We start from the raw sequence: 20,814 nt of genomic DNA, 5'->3' as shown, positions 1-20,814 counted from the left end.
CATACGTTAATAACGTGTCAAATAGAAGTAAGTTTTTGACCTTCTATTTGGACTTGTTACGGGCAAATTCTCCTAAGCTAAACAAGATACTACAATATTTCTAGGGAGATTACATGACAAAATGCTAGAATTGGAAAAGATGTTCAATAGGCAGCTAAAATACATGTTGTATTTAATGGGTATTTATCTACTTGGAGTGGTTTTCACTTCCCATGATTCAGTCTTCCAAGGATTATTGCTTGGAACTGCCTTCAGCCTATTTATATTCTGGTCAATGGTCAAAAAGAACAAGAAGTTCGCCCAAGAGGTTGCCGAAGGAAAGAAAACGCGCTCCCTTGGTAGTTTAACTAGAATGTCTGTAGCGGGTTTAGCTGCAATTATTGCATTGAGATATCCTGGTGAATTTCAGGTTGTCTGCGTGGTTGTGGGATTAATGACAGTTTACTTTGTCATTATGATAGATTATTTTATGCAAAACATACGTAGGTAGTAAAGAAGAGAGGTGAATACTGTTGAATCATGAAGCTCCTATGTGGGAATTTATGAATACCGGAATACATTTCAACTTGGCTAATGTTCTTATGATGACCATCGCAAGTCTCATTGTCTTCATTATTGCTGTAGCAGCAACTCGAAAACTTGCGATGAAGCCAACAGGTATCCAAAACTTTATCGAATGGGTTATGGATTTTGTGAAAAATATCATCAACAGCAATATGGATTGGCGTACGGGTGGTCAGTTCCTAATGTTGGGAATGACGTTAATATTGTACGTATTTGTTTCAAACATGTTAGGGTTGCCGTTCTCGATTGTAATAGGACATGAACTTTGGTGGAAATCACCTACATCTGATCCGGCAATAACTTTAACTTTGGCAGTTATGGTAATGGGTTTAACTCATTATTATGGTATCAAGATGAGAGGCATGAAAAATTATGCCAAAACTTATGTTCAGCCAATGGGTTTCTTGTTTCCGTTAAAGATTATTGAGGAGTTCGCTAATACGTTAACTCTAGGATTGCGGCTTTACGGGAATATTTATGCGGGTGAGTTATTATTAACTTTACTTGCTGGACTAGGAACAAGTGGTGTTGTGGGTGCAGCCACTGCTGCATTACCGATGTTAGCTTGGGAAGGGTTTAGTATCTTTGTCGGCTCCATTCAAGCTTTTATCTTTACTATGTTAACGATGGTTTATCTTTCCCATAAAGTAAGTGACGACCATTAATTATAAATATTGTTCATTTAGAACATTATATTGATGAAAAAATAAAACAACATTTCAAGGAGGAAATTTATCATGACAGGTTCTTTAGGTCTTATAGCTGCTGCTATCGCAGTTGGATTAGGTGCACTAGGTGCGGGTATTGGTAACGGTCTTATCGTTGGGCGTACAATTGAAGGAATGGCTCGTCAGCCAGAAGCTCGTGGTATGCTTCAAACTACAATGTTCGTTGGTATTGCATTAGTTGAGGCACTTCCAATCATCGCTGTAGTTATCGCGTTTATTGTAATGGGTAAATAAGATAACTTGAAAAAGTTCAATAATGGCGAAGATGATCCAAGGAGACCCTTCGCCATTACTCTGTGTTAAAGTGAACATTTATGGCAGTGATACTGTCAATCGAAAATACAGAACTTCAATAGTGAATCTCATGAAGGGAGTGAACCGAGCGTGTTAACAAGCAATTTTGTTCTTGGTCAAGCAGTCCACTTTAATGGTGGGGATATCATATACCAGCTTGTAATCTTTATTATTTTGTTAGCGTTGCTTAAGAAGTTTGCATGGGGTCCGCTAATGGGCATCATGAAAGAACGTGAAGAGCATGTTGCGAATGAAATTGAAGCAGCTGAAGTTAGCCGAAAAGAAGCACTGAAATATTTAGAAGAACAGCGTGAAATCGTAAAACAATCTCGCACTGAAGCGGGACAACTTATAGAGAATGCTAAGCAGCAAGGCGAAGCACAACGCGAAGATATTATTAATCAAGCGCGTGCAGAGGCTGAACGTGTTAAAGAATCAGCAAAACGTGAAATCGTTCAAGAGAGAGAAAAAGCAGTTGCCGCCTTACGCGAGCAAGTAGCTTCATTATCTGTCATGATCGCCTCTAAGGTGATTGAGAAAGAACTTTCATCAGCTGATCAAGAAAAACTAATCAATGAATATATTCAAGAGGCAGGAGAAGGTAAATGAGCGATATAACTGTAGCAGGACGTTATGCTGTAGCTCTTTTCCAAATTGCGAAAGAGCAAAATCTCATTAACCAACTTGAAGAAGAGCTTCGCATAGTGAATGAAGTTTTCACAAATGATAAAGATCTATTAAGCTTCTTGGCTCATCCTAAAATGACTAGAGATGCAAAAAATACAATGCTTGCAAATGCATTTGCAAGTCTTTCGTCTTCCGTTCGAAACACTGTAATGTTAATGGTGGAGCGTCATCGTACAGATGAAGTGATTCCTATGGCACAAGAGTTCATTGAACTTGCGAATGAAGAAAATTCAGTTGCGGATGCGACTGTTTATACAGTAAATCCATTAACTGAAGCTGAAGCGGAGGCTGTGTCTTCAGCTTTTGCTGCAAAGATCGGCAAACGTAATTTGCGTATCACTAATGTTACGGATAGCAATATTCTTGGCGGTATCAAACTTCAAATCGGTAACCGTATTTATGACGGAACGATACGTGGGAAGCTTGATCGCCTTAGCAAACAACTATTAGGTTAATATTCACAGATAGGGGTGAAATTCATGAGCATCAAAGCTGAAGAAATCAGTGCGCTGATTAAAAAGCAGATTGAAAACTATCAGTCGGAAATTAAAGTAAGCGATGTAGGTACAGTAATCACTGTTGGTGATGGTATCGCTCGCGTTCATGGTTTAGACAATGCAATGGCTGGGGAGCTCTTAGAATTTTCTAATGGTTCAATGGGATTGGCACAAAACCTTGAGCAAAATAACGTAGGTGTTGTTATTCTTGGACCATTCAGAGACATTCAAGAAGGCAGTGAAGTACGCCGTACTGGCCGTATCATGGAAGTACCAGTTGGAGAAGAATTAATCGGGCGTGTCGTGAATCCGTTAGGACAACCATTAGATGGTCTTGGTCCAATCGCTACAACAAAAACTCGTCCAATCGAAAGCCCTGCTACAGGTGTTATGGACCGTAAATCTGTTCATGAACCATTACAAACAGGAATTAAAGCAATCGATGCGCTAGTACCTATCGGACGTGGACAACGTGAGTTAATCATCGGTGACCGTCAAACTGGTAAAACATCAGTTGCGATCGATACAATCCTTAACCAAGCTGACCAAGATATGATCTGTATCTATGTGGCTATCGGTCAAAAAGAATCAACTGTTCGTGGAACTGTTGAAACACTGCGTAAAAATGGTGCATTGGATTACACAATCGTTGTATCTGCATCAGCTTCTCAACCAGCACCACTTTTATACCTAGCGCCATATGCTGGTGTGACTATGGGTGAAGAGTTCATGTTCGCTGGTAAGCACGTTCTTGTGGTTTATGATGATCTTTCTAAACAAGCATCTGCATACCGTGAACTTTCCTTGCTACTTCGCCGTCCTCCAGGTCGTGAAGCATTCCCAGGGGATGTATTCTACTTGCACTCCCGTTTACTTGAGCGTGCAGCTAAATTGAATGACACTTTAGGTGCCGGTTCAATCACTGCGCTTCCATTTGTTGAAACACAAGCAGGCGACATCTCTGCTTACATTCCAACAAACGTAATTTCCATCACTGATGGACAAATCTTCTTGCAATCCGATTTGTTCTTCTCGGGTGTACGTCCTGCGATTAACGCTGGTCTATCCGTATCCCGTGTTGGTGGATCTGCACAAATTAAAGCGATGAAGAAAGTTGCTGGTACTTTACGTCTAGACTTGGCTTCTTATCGTGAATTGGAAGCATTCTCTCAATTCGGTTCTGATCTTGATGCTGCAACTCAAGCAAAACTTAACCGTGGTGCTCGTACAGTTGAAGTTCTAAAACAAGATCTAAACAAACCGATCAAAGTTGAAAAACAAGTCATGATTTTCTATGCATTGACTAAAGGTCATTTAGATGATATTCCAGTATCGGATATCCTTCGTTTTGAAGAAGAATACTATGTATTCCTAGATCGTTCTCATCCGGAATTATTAGATCACATTCGCACAACGAAAGGTCTTCCTGAAGATGCTGCTATCGTTGCTGCAATTAACGAGTTCAAAAAGAACTTCGTTATTTCTGAATAATAAGGTCTAACTAATTTATAAAGGGTGGTGAGAATGAATGGCCTCTTTACGCGATATTAAGTCTCGGATTACTTCAACGAAAAAGACGAGTCAAATTACAAAAGCGATGCAGATGGTATCTGCTTCTAAAATGAACCGTGCTGAAGCTAATGCTAAAGCATATGTTCCATATATGGATAAAATTCAAGAAGTAGTATCAAGTATTGCGAACGGAAGTACGGGTGCATCTCATCCAATGCTTGTCTCGCGTCCAGTTAAGAAAACCGGTTACCTGGTAATCACATCGGACCGCGGATTGGCAGGAGCATACAATAGTAGTATCCTTCGCCACGTTCATAAAACCATTCTTGAACGCCATAAATCCAATGATGAGTTCGTCATTATCGCAATCGGAAGGGTTGGCCGTGATTTCTTTGTCAGCCGTAACATGCACGTAGAGCTTGAAGTAACTGGAGTTCCTGATCAGCCTTCTTTCGCTGACATTAGCTCCCTTGCAAAATCAACAGTGAATTTGTATCTAAATGAACTGTGTGATGAGCTTTACATGTACTATAACCATTATGTCAGCCCAATCCAGCAGGATATAACGGAAACGCAAGTCCTTCCGTTAGCTGACTTTAATACTTCCAATGCAGCAATGACTTCTTATGAATTTGAACCGAATGCAGAAGAAATCCTTGAGGTATTACTGCCTCAGTACGCAGAAAGTTTAATTTATGGTGCTTTGCTAGATGGTAAAGCAAGTGAGCACTCTGCACGTATGACTGCAATGAAAAATGCGACCGATAATGCTAAAGAATTGATTGATTCACTTTCATTGCAATATAACCGTGCACGTCAGGCCGCGATTACTCAAGAAATAACGGAAATTGTCGGCGGTGCAGCAGCTTTAGAATAAAAATTATTAAAGGGACGGTCGGACCGGACGATGCTTGGCCGTTCCATAAACTAGATTGTCGTTATAAGCAACGTTAGGAGGGAAAACGATGAATATAGGACGCGTTACTCAAGTTATGGGTCCGGTTGTTGACGTGAAATTCGAAGACGGACAACTTCCTAAGATCTATAACGCGTTAAGAATCGAAAATACAGCGTCTGGTACAGGACTAACTCTTGAAGTAGCCCTTCAACTAGGTGATAATACAGTTCGTACTGTAGCAATGTCTTCCACTGATGGTTTAACCCGTGGTGCAGAGACTGTTGATACAGGAGCTCCAATTTCCGTTCCTGTAGGTGAAGTAACACTAGGCCGCGTTTTCAACGTATTAGGGGAAAACATTGACCTATTCGAACCACTTACAGCAGAGGTGCGCCGTGATCCAATTCACAGACAAGCACCAACTTTTGAGGACTTATCAACAACAGTTGAAATTCTTGAAACTGGTATTAAAGTAGTAGATTTACTTGCTCCTTACATCAAAGGTGGTAAAATCGGTCTCTTCGGTGGAGCCGGTGTTGGTAAAACTGTACTTATCCAAGAACTTATCAATAACATCGCACAAGAGCACGGCGGTATCTCGGTATTCGCTGGTGTAGGTGAGCGTACTCGTGAAGGTAATGACCTTTTCTACGAGATGACTGATTCCGGTGTTATCAAGAAAACGGCAATGGTATTCGGACAAATGAACGAGCCGCCAGGTGCACGTATGCGTGTAGCTCTTAGCGGTTTGACAATGGCTGAATATTTCCGTGACGAACAAGGACAAGACGTTCTATTCTTCATCGATAACATTTTCCGTTTCACACAAGCAGGTTCTGAGGTTTCCGCCCTACTAGGACGTATGCCTTCAGCGGTTGGTTACCAACCAACTCTTGCTACTGAAATGGGCCAATTGCAAGAACGTATCACTTCAACAAATAAAGGTTCAGTTACATCCATTCAAGCGATCTATGTACCTGCCGATGACTATACGGATCCGGCTCCAGCTACAACTTTCGCTCACTTGGATGCAACAACTAACCTTGAGCGTAAACTTTCTGAAATGGGTATCTACCCTGCAGTTGATCCATTGGCGTCTTCTTCTCGTGCCCTTAGCCCAGAAATCGTTGGGGCTGAGCACTATAAAGTGGCTCGTCAAGTGCAATCGACTTTACAGAAATATAAAGAACTTCAAGATATTATTGCCATCTTAGGTATGGACGAATTAAGCGAAGACGAAAAAGTAATCGTTCAACGTGCTCGTAGAATTCAAAACTTCTTGTCACAAAACTTCCACGTGGCTGAACAATTCACTGGTCAAAAGGGATCTTATGTACCAGTTAAAGAAACAGTCCAAGGATTCAAAGATATCCTAGCTGGAAAATATGACGAACTTCCAGAAGATGCTTTCCGTCTAGTTGGCCGCATCGAAGAAGTTGTTGCTAAAGCAAAAGAAATGGCTTAATTAAAGGGACCTAGGAGGGAATGAAATGAAGACCATTAAAGTCAATGTTGTTACTCCCGATGGCCCAGTATATGATGCAGAAGTTGAAATGGTAAGCACTAAAGCTAAAAGCGGTGAGCTGGGAATCATGGCTGGACACGTTCCAACTGTAGCCCCGCTTACCATTGGTGCTGTCCGTCTTAAAAATGGAAGCAACACAGACTATGTAGCTGTAAATGGTGGCTTCTTAGAAGTTCGCCCTGATGTGGTAACCATTTTAGCTCAATCTGCTGAAAGAGCTGAAACTATCGATCTTGCACGTGCTCAAGCAGCAAAAGCCCGTGCTGAACAAAGATTGCAGAACAATGATGGATCAAATGATGCCAAAAGAGCTGATTTAGCGCTTAAACGTGCAATCAACCGAATCCAAATTGCAGAAATGCGATAACTTTAATTGATGAAAACACCTGATCAAACCATTCGTGGTAAGATCAGGTGTTTTTTTATCCAGATGGTTTTTGAAGATTATTGACATGGAATATCAGAATTAGTAGTAAAATGTCGAATTATAGAGTAAAGTATTTTCCATTTTAAACCTTAACTCGTCGACATGCTTTTATCCTAATGTTATAATGTATACGCTTACATTTATTGCTTCAATACCCCTCCTTTCACGTTGCTTCTAAAAGAATGTTACCCTGCATAATATTTATAACGTATCCAAAATGAAGACAAGCAAACTTAAATTGTAGCCATTTAACATGATATATCCATAAAGGGAGATGAACATGGGACAGCTGCATATTTACCAAAATAATTATTTAATTGTATTTGTTTTCCTTTGTCTCGGAATTTTATTACCTGTGATCGCTTTATTTCTTGGTAGACTGCTAAGGCCTTATAAACCGACAGATATGAAGTATACGACTTATGAAAGCGGAATCGAACCTTTTCAGGATTCAAGGGTTCAATTCAATGTCAGGTATTATCTATTTGGATTGATGTTCGTCATATTTGATGTAGAAACGGTTTTTCTTTACCCATGGGCGGTTGCCTATGATGAACTCGGACTGTTTGCATTGATTGAAATGCTGTTTTTTGTCGTGATCCTTATGCTAGGGCTAATCTATGCTTGGAAAAAGAAGGTGTTAAAGTGGAATTGAAGTTGGATGAACTTACCCCTAAAGAAATGGAAGAAATGCGCCACAGTATTTTCTTATCCACACTTGAACAAATAAAAGGCTGGGCTAGAAGTAACTCACTCTGGCCAATGACTTTCGGTTTGGCATGTTGTGCAATTGAAATGATGGGTGTCGGCTCCTCTCATTATGATTTGGACCGATTTGGTTCTTTTTTTCGGACATCCCCCAGACAATCGGATGTCATGATTGTTTCAGGAACAGTAACGAAAAAAATGGCTCCAATAATAAGTAGATTATACGAACAAATGCCAGAACCGAAATGGGTTATTGCAATGGGCTCCTGTGCAACTGCTGGCGGGCCTTATGTTCACTCTTACTCAGTGGTCAAAGGGGTAGATCAAATTGTACCTGTCGATGTATATATACCGGGTTGTCCCCCAAACCCAGCTGCACTTATTTACGGGATCAATAAATTAAAAGAAAAAATCCGTTATGAGGCGAAAACCGGAAAGCGGGTGATATAGATGAGTGAAAAGGAAGACTTAGCGAAACAAAAGGCAGAGGCCGCGGCCAGGGCGAAGGCTGTAGCATTGGCCCGAAAAGAGGCGAAAGCAGCGGCAGAAAAGCCGGAAGTCGAAATGGATATAGCGAAGCAAAAGGCGGCGGCAGCGGCCAAGGCGAAAGCAGCCGCGCTGGCCAAAAAACAGGCGAAAGAAGAAGCGGCAGAAAAGCCGGAAGTCGACATGGATATAGCGAAGCAAAAGGCGGCGGCAGCGGCCAAGGCAAAGGCAGCAGCACTGGCCAAAAAACAGGCTAAAGAAGAAGCGGGAGAAAAGCCGGAAGTCGAAATGGATATAGCGAAGCAAAAGGCGGCGGCAGCGGCCAAGGCAAAGGCAGCAGCACTGGCCAAAAAACAGGCTAAAGAAGAAGCGGGAGAAAAGCCGGAAGTCGAAATGGATATAGCGAAGCAAAAGGCGGCGGCAGCGGCCAAGGCAAAGGCAGCAGCACTGGCCAAAAAACAGGCTAAAGAAGAAGCGGGAGAAAAGCCGGAAGTCGAAATGGATATAGCGAAGCAAAAGGCGGCGGCAGCGGCTAAGGCAAAGGCAGCGGCACTGGCCAAAAAAAAGGCGAAAGAAGCGACAGAAAAGCCGGAAGTCGAAATGGATATAGCGAAGCAAAAGGCGGCGGCAGCGGCTAAGGCAAAGGCAGCCGCGCTGGCCAAAAAACAGGCGAAAGAAGAAGCGGCAGAAAAGCCGGAAGTCGAAATGGATATAGCGAAGCAAAAGGCGGCGGCAGCGGCCAAGGCGAAGGCAGCAGCCGCTTCCAAAGCGAAAGCGGCTGCTGCTGCGAAGAACAGGACTGCTGCACAGGAAAGCGAGGAAGCTGACACCCCTAGCGAAATTTCCCCAAATCAGTCGAAACTCGATCAAATTGTTTCTGCTATTGAAAGCCATGTAGGACATGGGGCATTATTAGAGAACTATATTAATAGACTATCAAAAGATGTACCCACTTTAGTGGCTAATCCGGATACATATTTCTCAATAGCCAAATTTCTGCGGTATGATGAACAGCTTGACTTTTCGTATTTATCGGAACTTCATGGTACGGATTTTGAATCCCATATGGAAATCTATGTACATTTACACTCATTCAAAATGAACCAATCAGTTGCCTTGAAGGTGAAGCTTGATAGGGATACTCCCGTTATCCCATCATTGGTCCCATTATGGTCAGGTGCAAATTGGCCAGAATGTGAGGCGTATGATTTATTGGGCATTAACTTTTATGAACACCCTGATTTAAAGCGGATTTTACTTGGGGAAGATTGGAAAGGGTATCCCCTTAGAAAAGATTATGAGCCTTATGATGTGGAGGTGTAAGCCCTATGTTAAGGACGGAAGAAATGCTTCTCAATGTCGGGCCGCAGCATCCGAGTACACATGGTGTTTTTCGGCTTGTCATCAAGATTGACGGTGAGATTATCAAAGAGGCTACACCTGTCATCGGGTATCTGCATCGCGGTACGGAAAAACTAGCGGAAAATCTGCAATATACACAAATAATCCCATATACTGACCGGCTCGATTATCTGGCGGCAATGACAAATAATTATGTACTTTGCCATGCTGTTGAGACAATGATGGGGGTTGAGATCCCTGAAAGGGCAGAATATTTGCGGGTCATCGCAATGGAATTGGGCAGAGTTGCAAGCCACCTCGTCTGGTGGGGCACATACTTGCTGGATATAGGTGCGACGAGTCCTTTCCTTTACGCATTCCGAGAACGTGAAATGATCGTTAATTTATTGACTGAATTGTCAGGGGCACGCCTAACATTCAATTATATGCGTGTCGGAGGTGTGAAATGGGATGCTCCTGAAGACTGGATTGCGAAGGTTGCCGAGTTTGTCCCTTATATGAGGGAGCAGCTTGTCGGTTACCATGAGCTTGTGACAGGGAATGAAATCTTTGTTAATCGGGTTAAAGGGGTGGGCATCTATTCGAAGGAAGAAGCCTTGCAGTATTCGCTTAGCGGTGCCAACTTAAGGTGTACAGGTGTGAAGTGGGATTTACGAAAAAATGAACCATATTCCATTTATGACAGGTTCACATTCGATGTTCCTACAAGGGAAGAGGGTGATGCCTTTTCACGCTATCATTGTAGAATGGAAGAAATCGAAGAGTCACTGAAAATCATCGAGCAGGCGGTTGAGCAATTTCCAGAAGGGCCGGTCCTTGCTAAGGTCCCTAAAATAATAAAGGTTCCTAAGGGTGAGGCATTTGTCCGAATTGAATCACCAAGAGGGGAAATAGGCTGTTATATCGCGAGTGAAGGGAAAAAGGAGCCATACCGCTTGAAATTCCGCAGACCTTCGTTTTATAATCTGCAAATTCTTCCGAAATTATTGGAGGGGGAAAATATGGCGAACTTGATAACGATTTTAGGTGCAATCGATATCGTGTTAGGGGAGGTGGATGGATAAATGATCAAGGATCTTCTCCACTCCGCTCCAAGCCTGCTGAATTTTGGCATTTTTTTCGGTTTGGCAGTCCTGCTCCTGTTTGTCGTATTAGGGTTTGTAACCTATGGAATCCTTTCAGAGCGTAAAATCATGGGATTCATGCAGATGCGTGTCGGCCCAAACCAAGTTGGAGGGAAATGGGGTCTTTTACAGACCGTTGCTGATGTTTTGAAACTTTTGATCAAGGAAGATACGATACCCAAGAAAGCTGATAAGCCGTTATATATTTTAGCTCCGGTAATTGCTTTTGCTCCCGCTTTCATGGTCCTTGCCACCTTGCCGTTCACCGATGCCTTCCAATTTGCTGATATAGGTGTCGGACTGCTTTATTATATGGCGATTTCCGGCATATCGACCATCGGCATCGTCACTGCAGGTTGGGCATCCAATAATAAGTATTCTTTGATTGGCGGAATGAGGGCAGCCGCGCAAATGATATCTTATGAGATCCCTTTGGTGATGTCGCTAGTGGGCATCGTCCTCATAACAGGCAGTTTAAACTTGAATGATATAGTTGCAGCCCAGGAAAAGGTTTGGTTCATTTTTCTTCAGCCGGTTGCATTCATCGTGTTTTTCATTGCATCGGTTGCCGAGTTGAACAGGGTTCCTTTTGATCTTCCGGAAGCGGAATCCGAACTTGTAGCAGGCTATCATGTTGAATACTCTGGATTTCGCTGGGCCTTCTTTATGTTATCCGAATATGTGTATATGTTTGCAATGGCAACGCTAACCACTGTATTATTTTTAGGGGGATGGAATTCTATTCCGTTTTTGGATTTTATTCCGGCGGCCATCTGGTTCGGTCTGAAGTTCAGTGCCGTATTCTATATATTGGTCTGGATCCGTGTAACCTTTCCTCGGATAAGGGCTGATCAATTGATGGAATTCGGATGGAAAGTGCTGCTTCCGGTTGCATTGGCAAATATATTTTTGACGGCAGTAATAAAAGAATTGCTTAACCTTTTTTAGAAACTTAAGCTGGTCGGAAAGCGAGGGATTTATATGCTTGGTTTAGCAAAAGGTTTAACCTATACATTAAAGAACTTGACGAGGAAAAAAGTGACTTATGGCTACCCGAATGAGCCGCTTCCGCTCCCTGACCGATTTCGCGGAATCCAAAAATTCTATCCTGAAAAGTGTATCGTATGCAATCAATGCGTGACGATTTGTCCAACGGATTGTATTCAATTAACTGGTAAGAAACATCCGGACCCGTCGAAAAAAGGGAAAATCATCGAGACGTATGACATCAATTTCGAGATTTGCATTTTATGTGATTTATGTACGGAGGTCTGCCCTACAGAAGCGATCGTGATGACGAATCAATTCGAGCTTGCCGAGTATAGCCGTGATCATCTATTTAAAAACCTGGAGTGGCTGGATGAAAATGATGAAAATATCCGGAAGGTGAATAAAGTATGAGTTTGTCGGGTGAATTAATTGCCTTTATTGGTTTGGCACTTGTCGCGATAGTAGGCGGGGTGTTGCTGATTACCTTAACAAAAGTGGTGCACATGGTTATCGCACTTGTTTTTACTTTCTTGGGCATTGCAGGCATTTATATGTTGCTCTCGGCAGAGTTTGTCGCCATTGTCCAAATCCTTATTTATTCAGGGGCAATTACGATCGTGATGCTATTCGGGATTATGCTGACAAAACACCAGGAAAATGATGCACCGGCTAAAGGGGGCTGGGGGAATTTCTCCTTGCTGGCAGCGATTGCCGGATTTGCCGTAGCGGTGTATCTGGGGATTTATAATCTAAATATACCTGTACAGCCAACGGCGTTGCATGAGGAAAATACAAAGCAAATAGGAATCGAAATTTTTTCAAAATATGTAATTCCATTTGAAGTGATGTCGGTACTCCTGCTTGTTGCTTTAGTCGGTGCCATCGTATTGGCTAAAAAAGATGATGAGGAGGGAGATCGATCATGACGGGAGTTCCTTTGTCGGCTTATCTTGTATTGGCTCTCGTTTTATTTTGTATAGGGCTGTATGGTGCCTTGACGAAAAGAAATGCGGTCATTGTTTTGATTTCAATCGAGCTGATGCTGAACGCTGCAAATATCAATTTAGTGGCCTTCAGTAAATTCGGGGTAACGCCATCCATTACGGGTCAAGTTTTTTCCTTATTCACGATTACGATTGCTGCAGCTGAGGCAGCTGTAGGGCTGGCCATACTAATGTCCCTTTATCGCAATCGTAAGACGGTCAATGTCGATGAAATGGAAATGATGAAGAATTGAAGGTTTATATAATTGAAGAAGGGGATTTGATACGATGATGGAGCACGCATGGCTCATACCGATCTTTCCACTCGTCACGTTTCTGGTTCTGCTTCTATCAGGCGGGCGGTTGCGGGAACGAGGCGCTTTTATAGGAATAATATGTACAGTGGCTTCGTTCGTTTTATCGTTGCTTGTCCTGATCGAGCGATTTAAAGAACCTACTTATAATATATCGATAGATTGGCTTTCCTTCGGAGGGACGCAACTTTCAGCTGGATTCGAAATCAATCAGCTCAATGCCTTGATGCTTGTGGTCGTTTCCCTTGTCAGCCTGCTTGTCCAGATATATTCGAAGGGGTATATGAAGGGTGAAGTGCGATTCTCCATTTTTTATGCTTATCTGGGCTTCTTCACCTTTGCCATGCTTGGACTAGTCATGGCACCCAATTTATTACAACTTTATATCTTCTGGGAATTGGTCGGGGTGGGGTCTTTCCTGCTCATTGGTTTTTACTTTTATAAACTGGAAGCTAAGGCTGCGGCGAAGAAGGCATTCATCATGACCAGGATTGGGGATGTAGGGCTATTAATCGGCATCATTCTACTATTCTGGGAAACAGGCAGCTTTGAATATGGAGAGATCTTTCAAGCCGTTCAGTCGGGCATGATATCAAGTGAAAAACTGACATTAATTGCTATTTTGATTTTTATCGGTGCGGTTGGGAAGTCTGGACAATTTCCACTTCATACATGGCTTCCGGACGCAATGGAAGGCCCGACTCCGGTTTCCGCATTGATACACGCAGCAACCATGGTTGCTGCAGGGGTATACCTGGTGGCGGCCATGTTTCCGTTATTCATGGCTAGTTCTGCTGCGATGCAGGTAGTGGCCATAACAGGTGGGATTACAGCCATACTTGCCGCAAGTATTGCCATAGTGCAAAAGGATGTTAAGCGTGTATTGGCCTATTCGACCATCTCTCAGCTTGGTTTTATGATGCTTGCTTTGGGTACTTCGGGATATGTGGCCGGGGTGTTTCATTTAATGACCCATGCCTTTTTTAAAGCTTTGCTGTTTTTGGCAGCAGGCAGTGTTATTCATGCTATACATACACAGGATATGGAAAAAATGGGCGGCTTATGGCGTAAGTTGAATTGGACCGGTCCGCTGTTCTTGACTGGCACGTTGGCGATATCGGGGTTTCCGTTGCTCTCGGGCTTTTTCAGTAAAGATGAAATTCTAATGGCAGCTTGGGAGAATGGTAGTTATATATTGTTTGGTCTAGCGGTGGTTACCTCCTTTTTAACTGCGTTTTATATGTTCCGGCTGTTTTTCATGATGTTTGCAGGCGATTCACGCAGTCAGGCAGAACAGGTCAAGGAATCACCTTTCATCATGCTAATTCCCATGCTCGCATTGGCTTTGCTTGCTGTAATCGGTGGGTATATCCAAACACCGTGGTTTGGAGCTTTTCTTGGGGAATGGCTTGTGGAGGGAAATGAAGCTCTTTTAGGCGCCAGCCATAGTGAGGGGCCCGTTTGGATAATGTTGATGGCCGTGCTTGTGTCGCTGGCCGGGATTTACCTTGCTTATATGATATACGTTAAAAAGAAGTTATCTCGGGAATGGCTTGTCAAAGAAAACTCCGAGGTATATAGGATTTTGGAAAATAAGTATTACATTGATGAGATTTATCATTTTACTGCAGGCTATGCAATCAAAGGCTTTAGTATATTCCTATCTTATATTGAAAAATTCATTGTCGGTGGCCTTGTTTCCACTGTAACAAGTTCAATAGAAGGATTGGGGAAAATAGGGTCTAAACTGCAAACGGGACAGGTACAGCAATATGGCATGATAGCCTTTCTGGGACTTGCGGTACTGTTGGTGATTTTTGCAGTAACTGGGGGGTATCTAAGATGAATGTCTATTTGCTCTCGCTTTTAGTGTTTTCACCGCTGCTGGGCATCGTGATGGTTGCCCTCATGCCGAAAAAAGAGGAAAGGACGATTAAACAATTTGGTTTTTTCGGAACACTGCCTCCCCTTTTCCTATCATTCTTTCTTTGCAGCCAATATTATACGGGTGTGGCCCTATCCATATTTGACATTAAGTTGAATTGGATCAGGTTTGGAAATTTGGAGATGTATGATCCCAAGCTCTTCACGGTTGATTTTGAGTTGGGGCTGGATGGCTTAAGTCTCATCTTCATATTACTGACAACAATCATTTCATCACTGGCCGCAATCGCATCCATTTATATAAAAAAAGAATGGAAAGGGTATTATTTATTATTTTTGATCCTGGAGATTGGAATGCTCGGTGTCTTCACGGCAGAAAATTTGATCCTTTTTTTCATCTTTTTCGAAATGACTTTGATTCCTGCTTTCTTTTTGATTGGCAGATGGGGCTTTCTGGAGAGGGAGAAAGCTTCTTATAGTTTTCTGATCTATAATGGCATTGGTTCGGCTGTTTTATTGGTGGCCATTTTGATTTTGTTTGCCAGGACAGGTACGACCAACATTACAGCATTGACACAGATGATGACAATGGGCGGCGTTTCGCTTTTTGCACCCATATCCGGTTCGATGAAATATGGTTTATGTCTTGCATTTCTCGTGGCATTTGCGATAAAGCTGCCGGTCTTTCCCTTTCATAGCTGGATGGTGCGGGTCCATGCAGAAGCACCTCCATCCATAGTCATGATACATGCCGGTGTCTTATTGAAAATTGGGGCGTACGGAATCATCCGGTTTGGAATGGGGATATTTCCTGAACAATATAAAAGCTTGGCCTTTACCATAGTCCTATTTGGGGTCCTCAGTTTTTTATATGGTGCTTTTCTGGCATTGGTACAAACGGATTTCAAGCTCGTTTTAGCCTACTCATCAATCTCGCATATGGGTATCGTCATGATGGGGCTGGGAGCCTTGAATGAAGCGGGCATTCAGGGAGCTATTTTTCAAGTCATCTCACACGGGCTAATTGCTGCTTTGTTGTTTTTCTTGGTGGGTGCGTTGTATGAGCGTACAGGGACCACGATGCTTCCTAAGCTTGGAGGGCTGGCCAAGTCGATGCCGATTTTTTCAGGGTTTATGTTAGCTGGCGGGATGGCTTCACTCGGATTGCCTGGCATGTCCGGTTTCATCAGTGAATTCATGGTATTTCTTGGCTTATTCAAGAGTCAGCCGTTGCTTGCGGCAGTAGGGGTGATCGGGCTGGTATTAACCGCTGTTTATGTACTGAGGGCGGTCATGCTTATGACTTTCGGGAAAAATGATAGCTTGATAGAAAAAGAGAATTGGGACCTAAGGGGCTGGGAGTTTTTTCCGGCGTTGGTTCTTCTCGGTTTGATAATATCTGTTGGGGTATACCCAAATTTGTTAGGCGGGCCTCTTCAAGGAACGATTGAAGCCATGATGCTTGCTCTAGGGGGGCGATGAAGGATGGATTGGAACACGATGCTTTCTTATGATTGGGGAGCGATGATGCCGGAATTCATCATTCTTGGAACGACCATGATTCTTTCGATACTGGATTTATTCTGGCCGAAGCACTTTAATCGGAGAAAACTGGCATGGCTCGCGCTAACTGGAATCATTTTGGCATGTTTGTCACTGATTAGCCTGCTGTCCTTTGAGACAGTCAGTATCTTATCCGATACGTTTCGTTTAGATTCATTTGCAAAAGCTTTTAAGCTGCTACTATTATTCGGAGCTGCCCTGATCATCCTTCTGGCTGAAGGATATGAACCGCAAGAGGGGCTGCGGGAGCACCGGGGGGAATTTTATTATCTGTTCCTGACCGCTTTGCTTGGAGCGATGGTCATGTCCTCAAGCGGTGATTTGATCACGCTGTTCGTTGGACTGGAACTTCTTTCACTTTCATCTTATATATTAGTCGGAATGCGCAAGCATGATCGGAAGTCCAACGAAGCGTCCATGAAGTATGTGATAAACGGAGGCATTTCCACAGCAATCACTTTATTCGGGATGAGCTATTTATATGGAGTGACCGGTTCCGTCAATCTAGGCGAAATGAGCAGGACGATGGCTGCGATGACGGACGGGCAGCTGCAATACATCATGGGGCTCGCTTTCTTCATGGTATTTGTCGGTGTATCCTTCAAGATAGCTGCCGCACCGTTTCATATGTGGGCGCCGGATGTCTATGAAGGGGCACCGACACCGGTCGCAGCCTTCTTGAGTGTAATTTCGAAAATGGCGGGTTTCGTCATCATCCTGCGCCTTTTTCTTTCGTTGTACCTAACGGCTTCCGGTGATACGTTCGGGGCGCTAGATTTTTTGGATAAAAATAATATTTATATAGCTTCATTGGCGGGGCTGACGATCATCATTGGAAATGTGGTTGCGTTAAGGCAGCAAAATTTAAAACGAATGTTTGCCTATTCAAGCATCGCTCATGCGGGTTACCTGCTTGTGGCGGTGGCAACATTGGGCGGGGGATATTTCCTGCTTGATACTGTCTGGTTTTACCTAATGGCTTATGTATTAATGAATATCGGTGTATTTGCAGTCATTCAGCTGCTCTCCAGTCAAAGTGGGTCCGAAGATATCAGCATTCTTGCAGGAATGGGGAGGAAATCCCCGTATCTTGCCATGGCATTCACCGTATTCATCCTGTCGCTTGCTGGAATTCCCGGGACGACAGGTTTCATAGGCAAACTCAATATTTTTCTTGGGACATTCATAACGGAGCCTGGACATTTCGTCCTTGCGGGAATCATGATTGCAGGTACCATTGTGTCCTATGTGTATTATTTCGGATTATTGGTGCAGGTCTTTTTCCGACCGATTCATTCAGAGAAGGTCATTAAAATTCGTCCGGGTCTTCACATTGTATTGATCATATGCGTAATAGGCACCATACTTTTCGGGGTGGCGCCAAATATTGCCTTTGATTTTATTCATGATCAATTTGGTGATTTTACAGACTTTATTTCGAGTAAATGATATAATGCCTGTATCAGAGGCTTGTTCCATTGGATCAAGCCTCTATTTACAGTTTTAAAAAGATATTTTGCAATTCTTCCTTTTTAATTCCAAATATGAAGGGGTTTTGTGTTAGAATAGAACTCGGGTGTCTTTTAGGAGGTATGTACATGTTTTCAGCAATGGGACAGCAGGCTTTGACAGGAATAATTGCACACTTGTTTTTCATTGCAGTTACCTGGTGGGCTTTACAGGCATTACATTTTGATAAAATGTTAAGATCCAATTCGGTAATCAAGGCCAGGGTATTATATATTTTATTAACGGTTGCCATCGGTTCAGTTGTAAGTAATTTCTTCCTCGACTACCTGGGATTTGCAAACCAACTTCCGTATATGTTTAGTAATGACTGATAAGCTGTAAGAATATTCTTATAGCAAAATATGATTCTACTCTTGTATTCGCTATTGCTTCCTGCAAGTTTAATGGGAAGGTGTCACCAATTGTCGGAAAACTCGAAGTATGATCTCTCTCCTTATGGAAAGAATGTGTAAAAGGGGAGGGATTTAACATGTATTTTTTAAATAAAAAAATGTTAACATACATAGTATTTCTCGGTTTGACGGTGATTTTAATTGGGAATAGTACGATTGTGGCAGAAAGTAAACCAGATATAGTTAAAATGGTGGGACTGTTACAGGAAGATAAAGATTTAGACATAGGGGATTGGTCTGTACTCACTAGAGAAATAAATAAAGAGATTACAACTAAACAAGAGTTTGAAAGCGAAGTTACAGCTTTAAAACGAAAATACCCTCAATTTCAATGGCATCGGAAAGATGATGCTTCCGGCTGGAAGGCTGAGGCGTTAACTTACAATGTCGATTCAGGTCTGACCGAGTCTATCAAAATAATGACAACGGAAGAGAAATTTGATAAAGTTACCTATGTTATTTACGAAGTGAAGGGGAAAAAGTGGAAGAAAGCCAATAATGCCTTTTTTTCCGCTACGTTCCAAAACAGGGTGAATGACCTATTTATAGGAACTCCTTCAATTTTTTCTTGTATTAAAGGGTCTATCAATGATAATATGGATTCGGTTTTAAACTCTAAAACTGAAGACCTGTTAGATATGTTCCAAGCAAGGGAAATTGAGAGTGTGCACGAAACAAACTTTACATCTATATCTGCACATTCAACTTTGTTTAAACAACCTTTGACAAAAGAAAAATTAAATTTGCAGTTTGGGCTACGGACAGAAGGATTGGGTGACCGAACGAACTTTGTAGTTGGCACACCAATCATAACGTTTGAATATTAATATAGAGAAAATGGACGCGGAGGGGAATACTTTTGGAAAAAATCATCGTCCGCGGCGGAAAAAGGCTTAGCGGGACAGTTAAAGTAGAAGGTGCTAAAAACGCCGTTTTGCCAGTTATCGCTGCAACATTATTAGCAAGTGATGGGAAAAGTATCATTAAAGATGTTCCTACGCTCTCCGATGTATATACAATCAATGAAGTATTGCGCAACTTAAATGCAGATGTTGCCTTTCATGACAATCAAGTAACTGTAGATGCATCAAGAGAGTTATTAGAAGAAGCACCATTTGAATATGTACGTAAAATGAGAGCTTCCGTTTTAGTGATGGGCTCATTACTGGCAAGGAATGGCCGGGCCCGCGTTGCTCTTCCTGGTGGCTGTGCCATCGGATCACGTCCTATCGACCAGCATTTAAAGGGCTTTGAAGCGATGGGAGCAAAAGTGAAGGTCGGCAATGGTTTCATTGATGCCGAGGTAGAAGGCAGACTTAAGGGTGCAAGAGTGTATCTTGACTTCCCAAGTGTTGGTGCCACCGAAAACATCATGATGGCTGCTACGCTTGCTGAAGGTATTACGATTCTTGAAAATGTGGCCAAAGAGCCTGAAATTGTAGATCTTGCGAATCTCCTTAATAAAATGGGTGCCAAAGTCAGAGGTGCCGGTACTGGTACGATGAGAATCGAAGGTGTCGATAAATTATATGGCACTGAACATACGATTATACCTGACCGTATCGAAGCTGGTACATTCATGACAGCGGCCGCTCTTACTGGCGGCAATGTTCTTGTTCAAGGAGCTGTACCTGAACACCTTACTTCCCTTATTGCTAAAATGGAGGAAATGGGCGTTAAAATTCTTGAAGAAGAAGATGGATTACGCGTTATCGGTCCAAAAACCTTGAAGGCCATTGACATCAAAACAATGCCGCATCCTGGTTTCCCGACTGATATGCAATCGCAAATGATGGCATTATTACTGCGTGCTGAAGGAACAAGTATGATTACGGAGACCGTTTTCGAAAACCGTTTCATGCATGTTGAAGAATTCCGTCGCATGAATGCCAATATTAAAATAGAAGGCCGTTCCGTTATCGTTAATGGTCCAACTAACATTCAAGGTGCTGAAGTAGCTGCAACAGATTTACGTGCCGCTGCAGCGCTCATCCTGACTGGATTGGTTGCAGATGGCATTACACGTGTTACAGAATTAAAGCATCTTGACAGAGGATACGTGAATTTCCATGGTAAATTGGCATCTCTAGGTGCTGATGTGGAACGTATTAACGAAGATGTGCCTGCTGAAACAAAAAAAATTGCAGATTTAAACGCATAAGTAGCTTATAAAACCATTCACGTTCGAGTCTCCGAACCGTGAATGGTTTTTTTATCATGTTTCGGATTCTTGACCGACAGTTAAATAGTTGTCGTTTTTCTATTCATAAATGCTTGTCCTTCGACATACATTTGTTATGTAAAGATACCTGCTGGATACGATAATACGGCAGAGAACAAGTGTAG

At 42.6% G+C, this 20,814-nt stretch carries 23 protein-coding genes; all 23 read left to right on the top strand.

Annotated features, from left to right (window positions below; all coding sequences use genetic code 11):
- Positions 1-121: 121 nt before the first annotated feature.
- The 23 genes from NYE65_RS11690 to murA all read left to right on the top strand — a co-directional run bounded on the left by NYE65_RS11690 (position 122) and on the right by murA (position 20,629).
- Positions 122-490 (top strand): ATP synthase subunit I, encoded by a 369-nt coding sequence (locus NYE65_RS11690; protein ID WP_034315821.1) that lies wholly within the window; start codon positions 122-124, stop codon positions 488-490.
- A gap of 22 nt (positions 491-512) precedes the next feature.
- Positions 513-1,229, top strand: a complete 717-nt coding sequence (atpB, locus tag NYE65_RS11685) for a F0F1 ATP synthase subunit A (RefSeq protein ID WP_034315819.1) — start codon at positions 513-515, stop codon at positions 1,227-1,229.
- 72 nt (positions 1,230-1,301) lie between these two features.
- Positions 1,302-1,526: a F0F1 ATP synthase subunit C gene (gene atpE / locus NYE65_RS11680; protein ID WP_034315818.1), complete on the top strand. Its 225-nt coding sequence runs from the start codon at positions 1,302-1,304 to the stop codon at positions 1,524-1,526.
- 150 nt (positions 1,527-1,676) lie between these two features.
- Positions 1,677-2,195, top strand: coding sequence for a F0F1 ATP synthase subunit B (gene atpF, locus NYE65_RS11675; protein ID WP_057278186.1), 519 nt, complete (start codon positions 1,677-1,679; stop codon positions 2,193-2,195).
- Positions 2,192-2,728 carry a F0F1 ATP synthase subunit delta gene (locus NYE65_RS11670; protein ID WP_034315814.1) on the top strand — a complete coding sequence of 179 codons (537 nt, stop codon included), beginning with the start codon at positions 2,192-2,194 and terminating at the stop codon, positions 2,726-2,728. The genes atpF and NYE65_RS11670 overlap by 4 nt, the downstream gene beginning before the upstream one ends.
- Before the next feature lie 24 nt (positions 2,729-2,752).
- Positions 2,753-4,261: a F0F1 ATP synthase subunit alpha gene (gene atpA, locus NYE65_RS11665; protein ID WP_034315812.1), complete on the top strand. Its 1,509-nt coding sequence runs from the start codon at positions 2,753-2,755 to the stop codon at positions 4,259-4,261.
- Between the two features lie 37 nt (positions 4,262-4,298).
- A complete protein-coding gene (locus tag NYE65_RS11660; protein WP_340860975.1) occupies positions 4,299-5,159 on the top strand; it encodes a F0F1 ATP synthase subunit gamma in 861 nt (286 codons plus the stop codon).
- An 88-nt stretch (positions 5,160-5,247) separates the two neighbouring features.
- A complete protein-coding gene (atpD, locus tag NYE65_RS11655) occupies positions 5,248-6,645 on the top strand; it encodes a F0F1 ATP synthase subunit beta (protein WP_034315806.1) in 1,398 nt (465 codons plus the stop codon).
- A gap of 25 nt (positions 6,646-6,670) precedes the next feature.
- Positions 6,671-7,072 carry a F0F1 ATP synthase subunit epsilon gene (locus tag NYE65_RS11650; protein WP_034315803.1) on the top strand — a complete coding sequence of 134 codons (402 nt, stop codon included), beginning with the start codon at positions 6,671-6,673 and terminating at the stop codon, positions 7,070-7,072.
- Between the two features lie 340 nt (positions 7,073-7,412).
- Positions 7,413-7,787 carry an NADH-quinone oxidoreductase subunit A gene (locus NYE65_RS11645; RefSeq protein WP_057278185.1) on the top strand — a complete coding sequence of 125 codons (375 nt, stop codon included), beginning with the start codon at positions 7,413-7,415 and terminating at the stop codon, positions 7,785-7,787.
- A gap of 26 nt (positions 7,788-7,813) precedes the next feature.
- The gene (locus NYE65_RS11640) at positions 7,814-8,290 is read left to right on the top strand and encodes a NuoB/complex I 20 kDa subunit family protein (RefSeq protein ID WP_170946902.1); all 477 of its coding nucleotides are present in this window, start codon (positions 7,814-7,816) and stop codon (positions 8,288-8,290) included.
- Positions 8,291-9,649: an NADH-quinone oxidoreductase subunit C gene (locus tag NYE65_RS11635; protein ID WP_340860974.1), complete on the top strand. Its 1,359-nt coding sequence runs from the start codon at positions 8,291-8,293 to the stop codon at positions 9,647-9,649. It abuts the gene before it with no gap.
- A gap of 5 nt (positions 9,650-9,654) precedes the next feature.
- Positions 9,655-10,752 carry an NADH-quinone oxidoreductase subunit D gene (locus NYE65_RS11630; protein ID WP_268591329.1) on the top strand — a complete coding sequence of 366 codons (1,098 nt, stop codon included), beginning with the start codon at positions 9,655-9,657 and terminating at the stop codon, positions 10,750-10,752.
- Positions 10,753-11,760: an NADH-quinone oxidoreductase subunit NuoH gene (gene nuoH, locus NYE65_RS11625; RefSeq protein WP_328175752.1), complete on the top strand. Its 1,008-nt coding sequence runs from the start codon at positions 10,753-10,755 to the stop codon at positions 11,758-11,760.
- Between the two features lie 33 nt (positions 11,761-11,793).
- Positions 11,794-12,213 carry an NADH-quinone oxidoreductase subunit NuoI gene (gene nuoI / locus NYE65_RS11620; RefSeq protein WP_328175751.1) on the top strand — a complete coding sequence of 140 codons (420 nt, stop codon included), beginning with the start codon at positions 11,794-11,796 and terminating at the stop codon, positions 12,211-12,213.
- Positions 12,210-12,728, top strand: a complete 519-nt coding sequence (locus NYE65_RS11615; RefSeq protein WP_328175750.1) for an NADH-quinone oxidoreductase subunit J — start codon at positions 12,210-12,212, stop codon at positions 12,726-12,728. Before nuoI ends, NYE65_RS11615 begins: the two co-directional genes overlap by 4 nt.
- Positions 12,725-13,039 (top strand): NADH-quinone oxidoreductase subunit NuoK, encoded by a 315-nt coding sequence (gene nuoK, locus NYE65_RS11610; RefSeq protein ID WP_034315785.1) that lies wholly within the window; start codon positions 12,725-12,727, stop codon positions 13,037-13,039. The genes NYE65_RS11615 and nuoK overlap by 4 nt, the downstream gene beginning before the upstream one ends.
- Positions 13,040-13,073: 34 nt before the next feature.
- Entirely contained in the window at positions 13,074-14,945 is a 1,872-nt protein-coding gene (gene nuoL, locus NYE65_RS11605; RefSeq protein ID WP_328175749.1) for an NADH-quinone oxidoreductase subunit L, read from the top strand.
- Entirely contained in the window at positions 14,942-16,465 is a 1,524-nt protein-coding gene (locus tag NYE65_RS11600) for a complex I subunit 4 family protein (RefSeq protein WP_328175748.1), read from the top strand. The genes nuoL and NYE65_RS11600 overlap by 4 nt, the downstream gene beginning before the upstream one ends.
- Positions 16,466-16,468: 3 nt before the next feature.
- Complete coding sequence (gene nuoN, locus NYE65_RS11595; protein WP_328109696.1) at positions 16,469-17,995, top strand: NADH-quinone oxidoreductase subunit NuoN; 1,527 nt, start codon at positions 16,469-16,471, stop codon at positions 17,993-17,995.
- Between the two features lie 149 nt (positions 17,996-18,144).
- Positions 18,145-18,387 (top strand): DUF1146 family protein, encoded by a 243-nt coding sequence (locus tag NYE65_RS11590; protein WP_034315776.1) that lies wholly within the window; start codon positions 18,145-18,147, stop codon positions 18,385-18,387.
- Positions 18,388-18,545: 158 nt separating this feature from the next.
- Positions 18,546-19,295 carry a YwmB family TATA-box binding protein gene (locus tag NYE65_RS11585; RefSeq protein WP_328175747.1) on the top strand — a complete coding sequence of 250 codons (750 nt, stop codon included), beginning with the start codon at positions 18,546-18,548 and terminating at the stop codon, positions 19,293-19,295.
- Between the two features lie 32 nt (positions 19,296-19,327).
- On the top strand, positions 19,328-20,629 hold the full coding sequence (murA, locus tag NYE65_RS11580; protein WP_034315774.1) for a UDP-N-acetylglucosamine 1-carboxyvinyltransferase: 1,302 nt from the start codon (positions 19,328-19,330) through the stop codon (positions 20,627-20,629).
- Positions 20,630-20,814: the final 185 nt, after the last annotated feature.

This window comes from Peribacillus sp. FSL R5-0717, assembly GCF_038002945.1.
Taxonomy (GTDB): domain Bacteria; phylum Bacillota; class Bacilli; order Bacillales; family DSM-1321; genus Peribacillus; species Peribacillus frigoritolerans.
Note: the sequence above shows the minus strand (reverse complement) of the source record. Positions and strands in the feature narration are given on the sequence as shown.

Excerpts from the sequence above, each read along its gene's own strand:
- atpE (WP_034315818.1), top strand. The coding sequence starts at position 1,302 with ATGACAGGTTCTTTAGGTCTTATAGCTGCTGCTATCGCAGTTGGATTA.
- NYE65_RS11590 (WP_034315776.1), top strand. The coding sequence starts at position 18,145 with ATGTTTTCAGCAATGGGACAGCAGGCTTTGACAGGAATAATTGCACAC.
- atpA (WP_034315812.1), top strand. The coding sequence starts at position 2,753 with ATGAGCATCAAAGCTGAAGAAATCAGTGCGCTGATTAAAAAGCAGATT.
- NYE65_RS11690 (WP_034315821.1), top strand. The coding sequence starts at position 122 with ATGCTAGAATTGGAAAAGATGTTCAATAGGCAGCTAAAATACATGTTG.
- nuoN (WP_328109696.1), top strand. The coding sequence starts at position 16,469 with ATGGATTGGAACACGATGCTTTCTTATGATTGGGGAGCGATGATGCCG.
- NYE65_RS11635 (WP_340860974.1), top strand. The coding sequence starts at position 8,291 with ATGAGTGAAAAGGAAGACTTAGCGAAACAAAAGGCAGAGGCCGCGGCC.
- NYE65_RS11615 (WP_328175750.1), top strand. The coding sequence starts at position 12,210 with ATGAGTTTGTCGGGTGAATTAATTGCCTTTATTGGTTTGGCACTTGTC.
- nuoI (WP_328175751.1), top strand. The coding sequence starts at position 11,794 with ATGCTTGGTTTAGCAAAAGGTTTAACCTATACATTAAAGAACTTGACG.
- NYE65_RS11600 (WP_328175748.1), top strand. The coding sequence starts at position 14,942 with ATGAATGTCTATTTGCTCTCGCTTTTAGTGTTTTCACCGCTGCTGGGC.
- NYE65_RS11645 (WP_057278185.1), top strand. The coding sequence starts at position 7,413 with ATGGGACAGCTGCATATTTACCAAAATAATTATTTAATTGTATTTGTT.
- NYE65_RS11585 (WP_328175747.1), top strand. The coding sequence starts at position 18,546 with ATGTATTTTTTAAATAAAAAAATGTTAACATACATAGTATTTCTCGGT.
- NYE65_RS11660 (WP_340860975.1), top strand. The coding sequence starts at position 4,299 with ATGGCCTCTTTACGCGATATTAAGTCTCGGATTACTTCAACGAAAAAG.
- NYE65_RS11670 (WP_034315814.1), top strand. The coding sequence starts at position 2,192 with ATGAGCGATATAACTGTAGCAGGACGTTATGCTGTAGCTCTTTTCCAA.
- atpD (WP_034315806.1), top strand. The coding sequence starts at position 5,248 with ATGAATATAGGACGCGTTACTCAAGTTATGGGTCCGGTTGTTGACGTG.
- NYE65_RS11640 (WP_170946902.1), top strand. The coding sequence starts at position 7,814 with ATGGAAGAAATGCGCCACAGTATTTTCTTATCCACACTTGAACAAATA.
- nuoH (WP_328175752.1), top strand. The coding sequence starts at position 10,753 with ATGATCAAGGATCTTCTCCACTCCGCTCCAAGCCTGCTGAATTTTGGC.
- NYE65_RS11630 (WP_268591329.1), top strand. The coding sequence starts at position 9,655 with ATGTTAAGGACGGAAGAAATGCTTCTCAATGTCGGGCCGCAGCATCCG.
- NYE65_RS11650 (WP_034315803.1), top strand. The coding sequence starts at position 6,671 with ATGAAGACCATTAAAGTCAATGTTGTTACTCCCGATGGCCCAGTATAT.
- nuoL (WP_328175749.1), top strand. The coding sequence starts at position 13,074 with ATGATGGAGCACGCATGGCTCATACCGATCTTTCCACTCGTCACGTTT.
- nuoK (WP_034315785.1), top strand. The coding sequence starts at position 12,725 with ATGACGGGAGTTCCTTTGTCGGCTTATCTTGTATTGGCTCTCGTTTTA.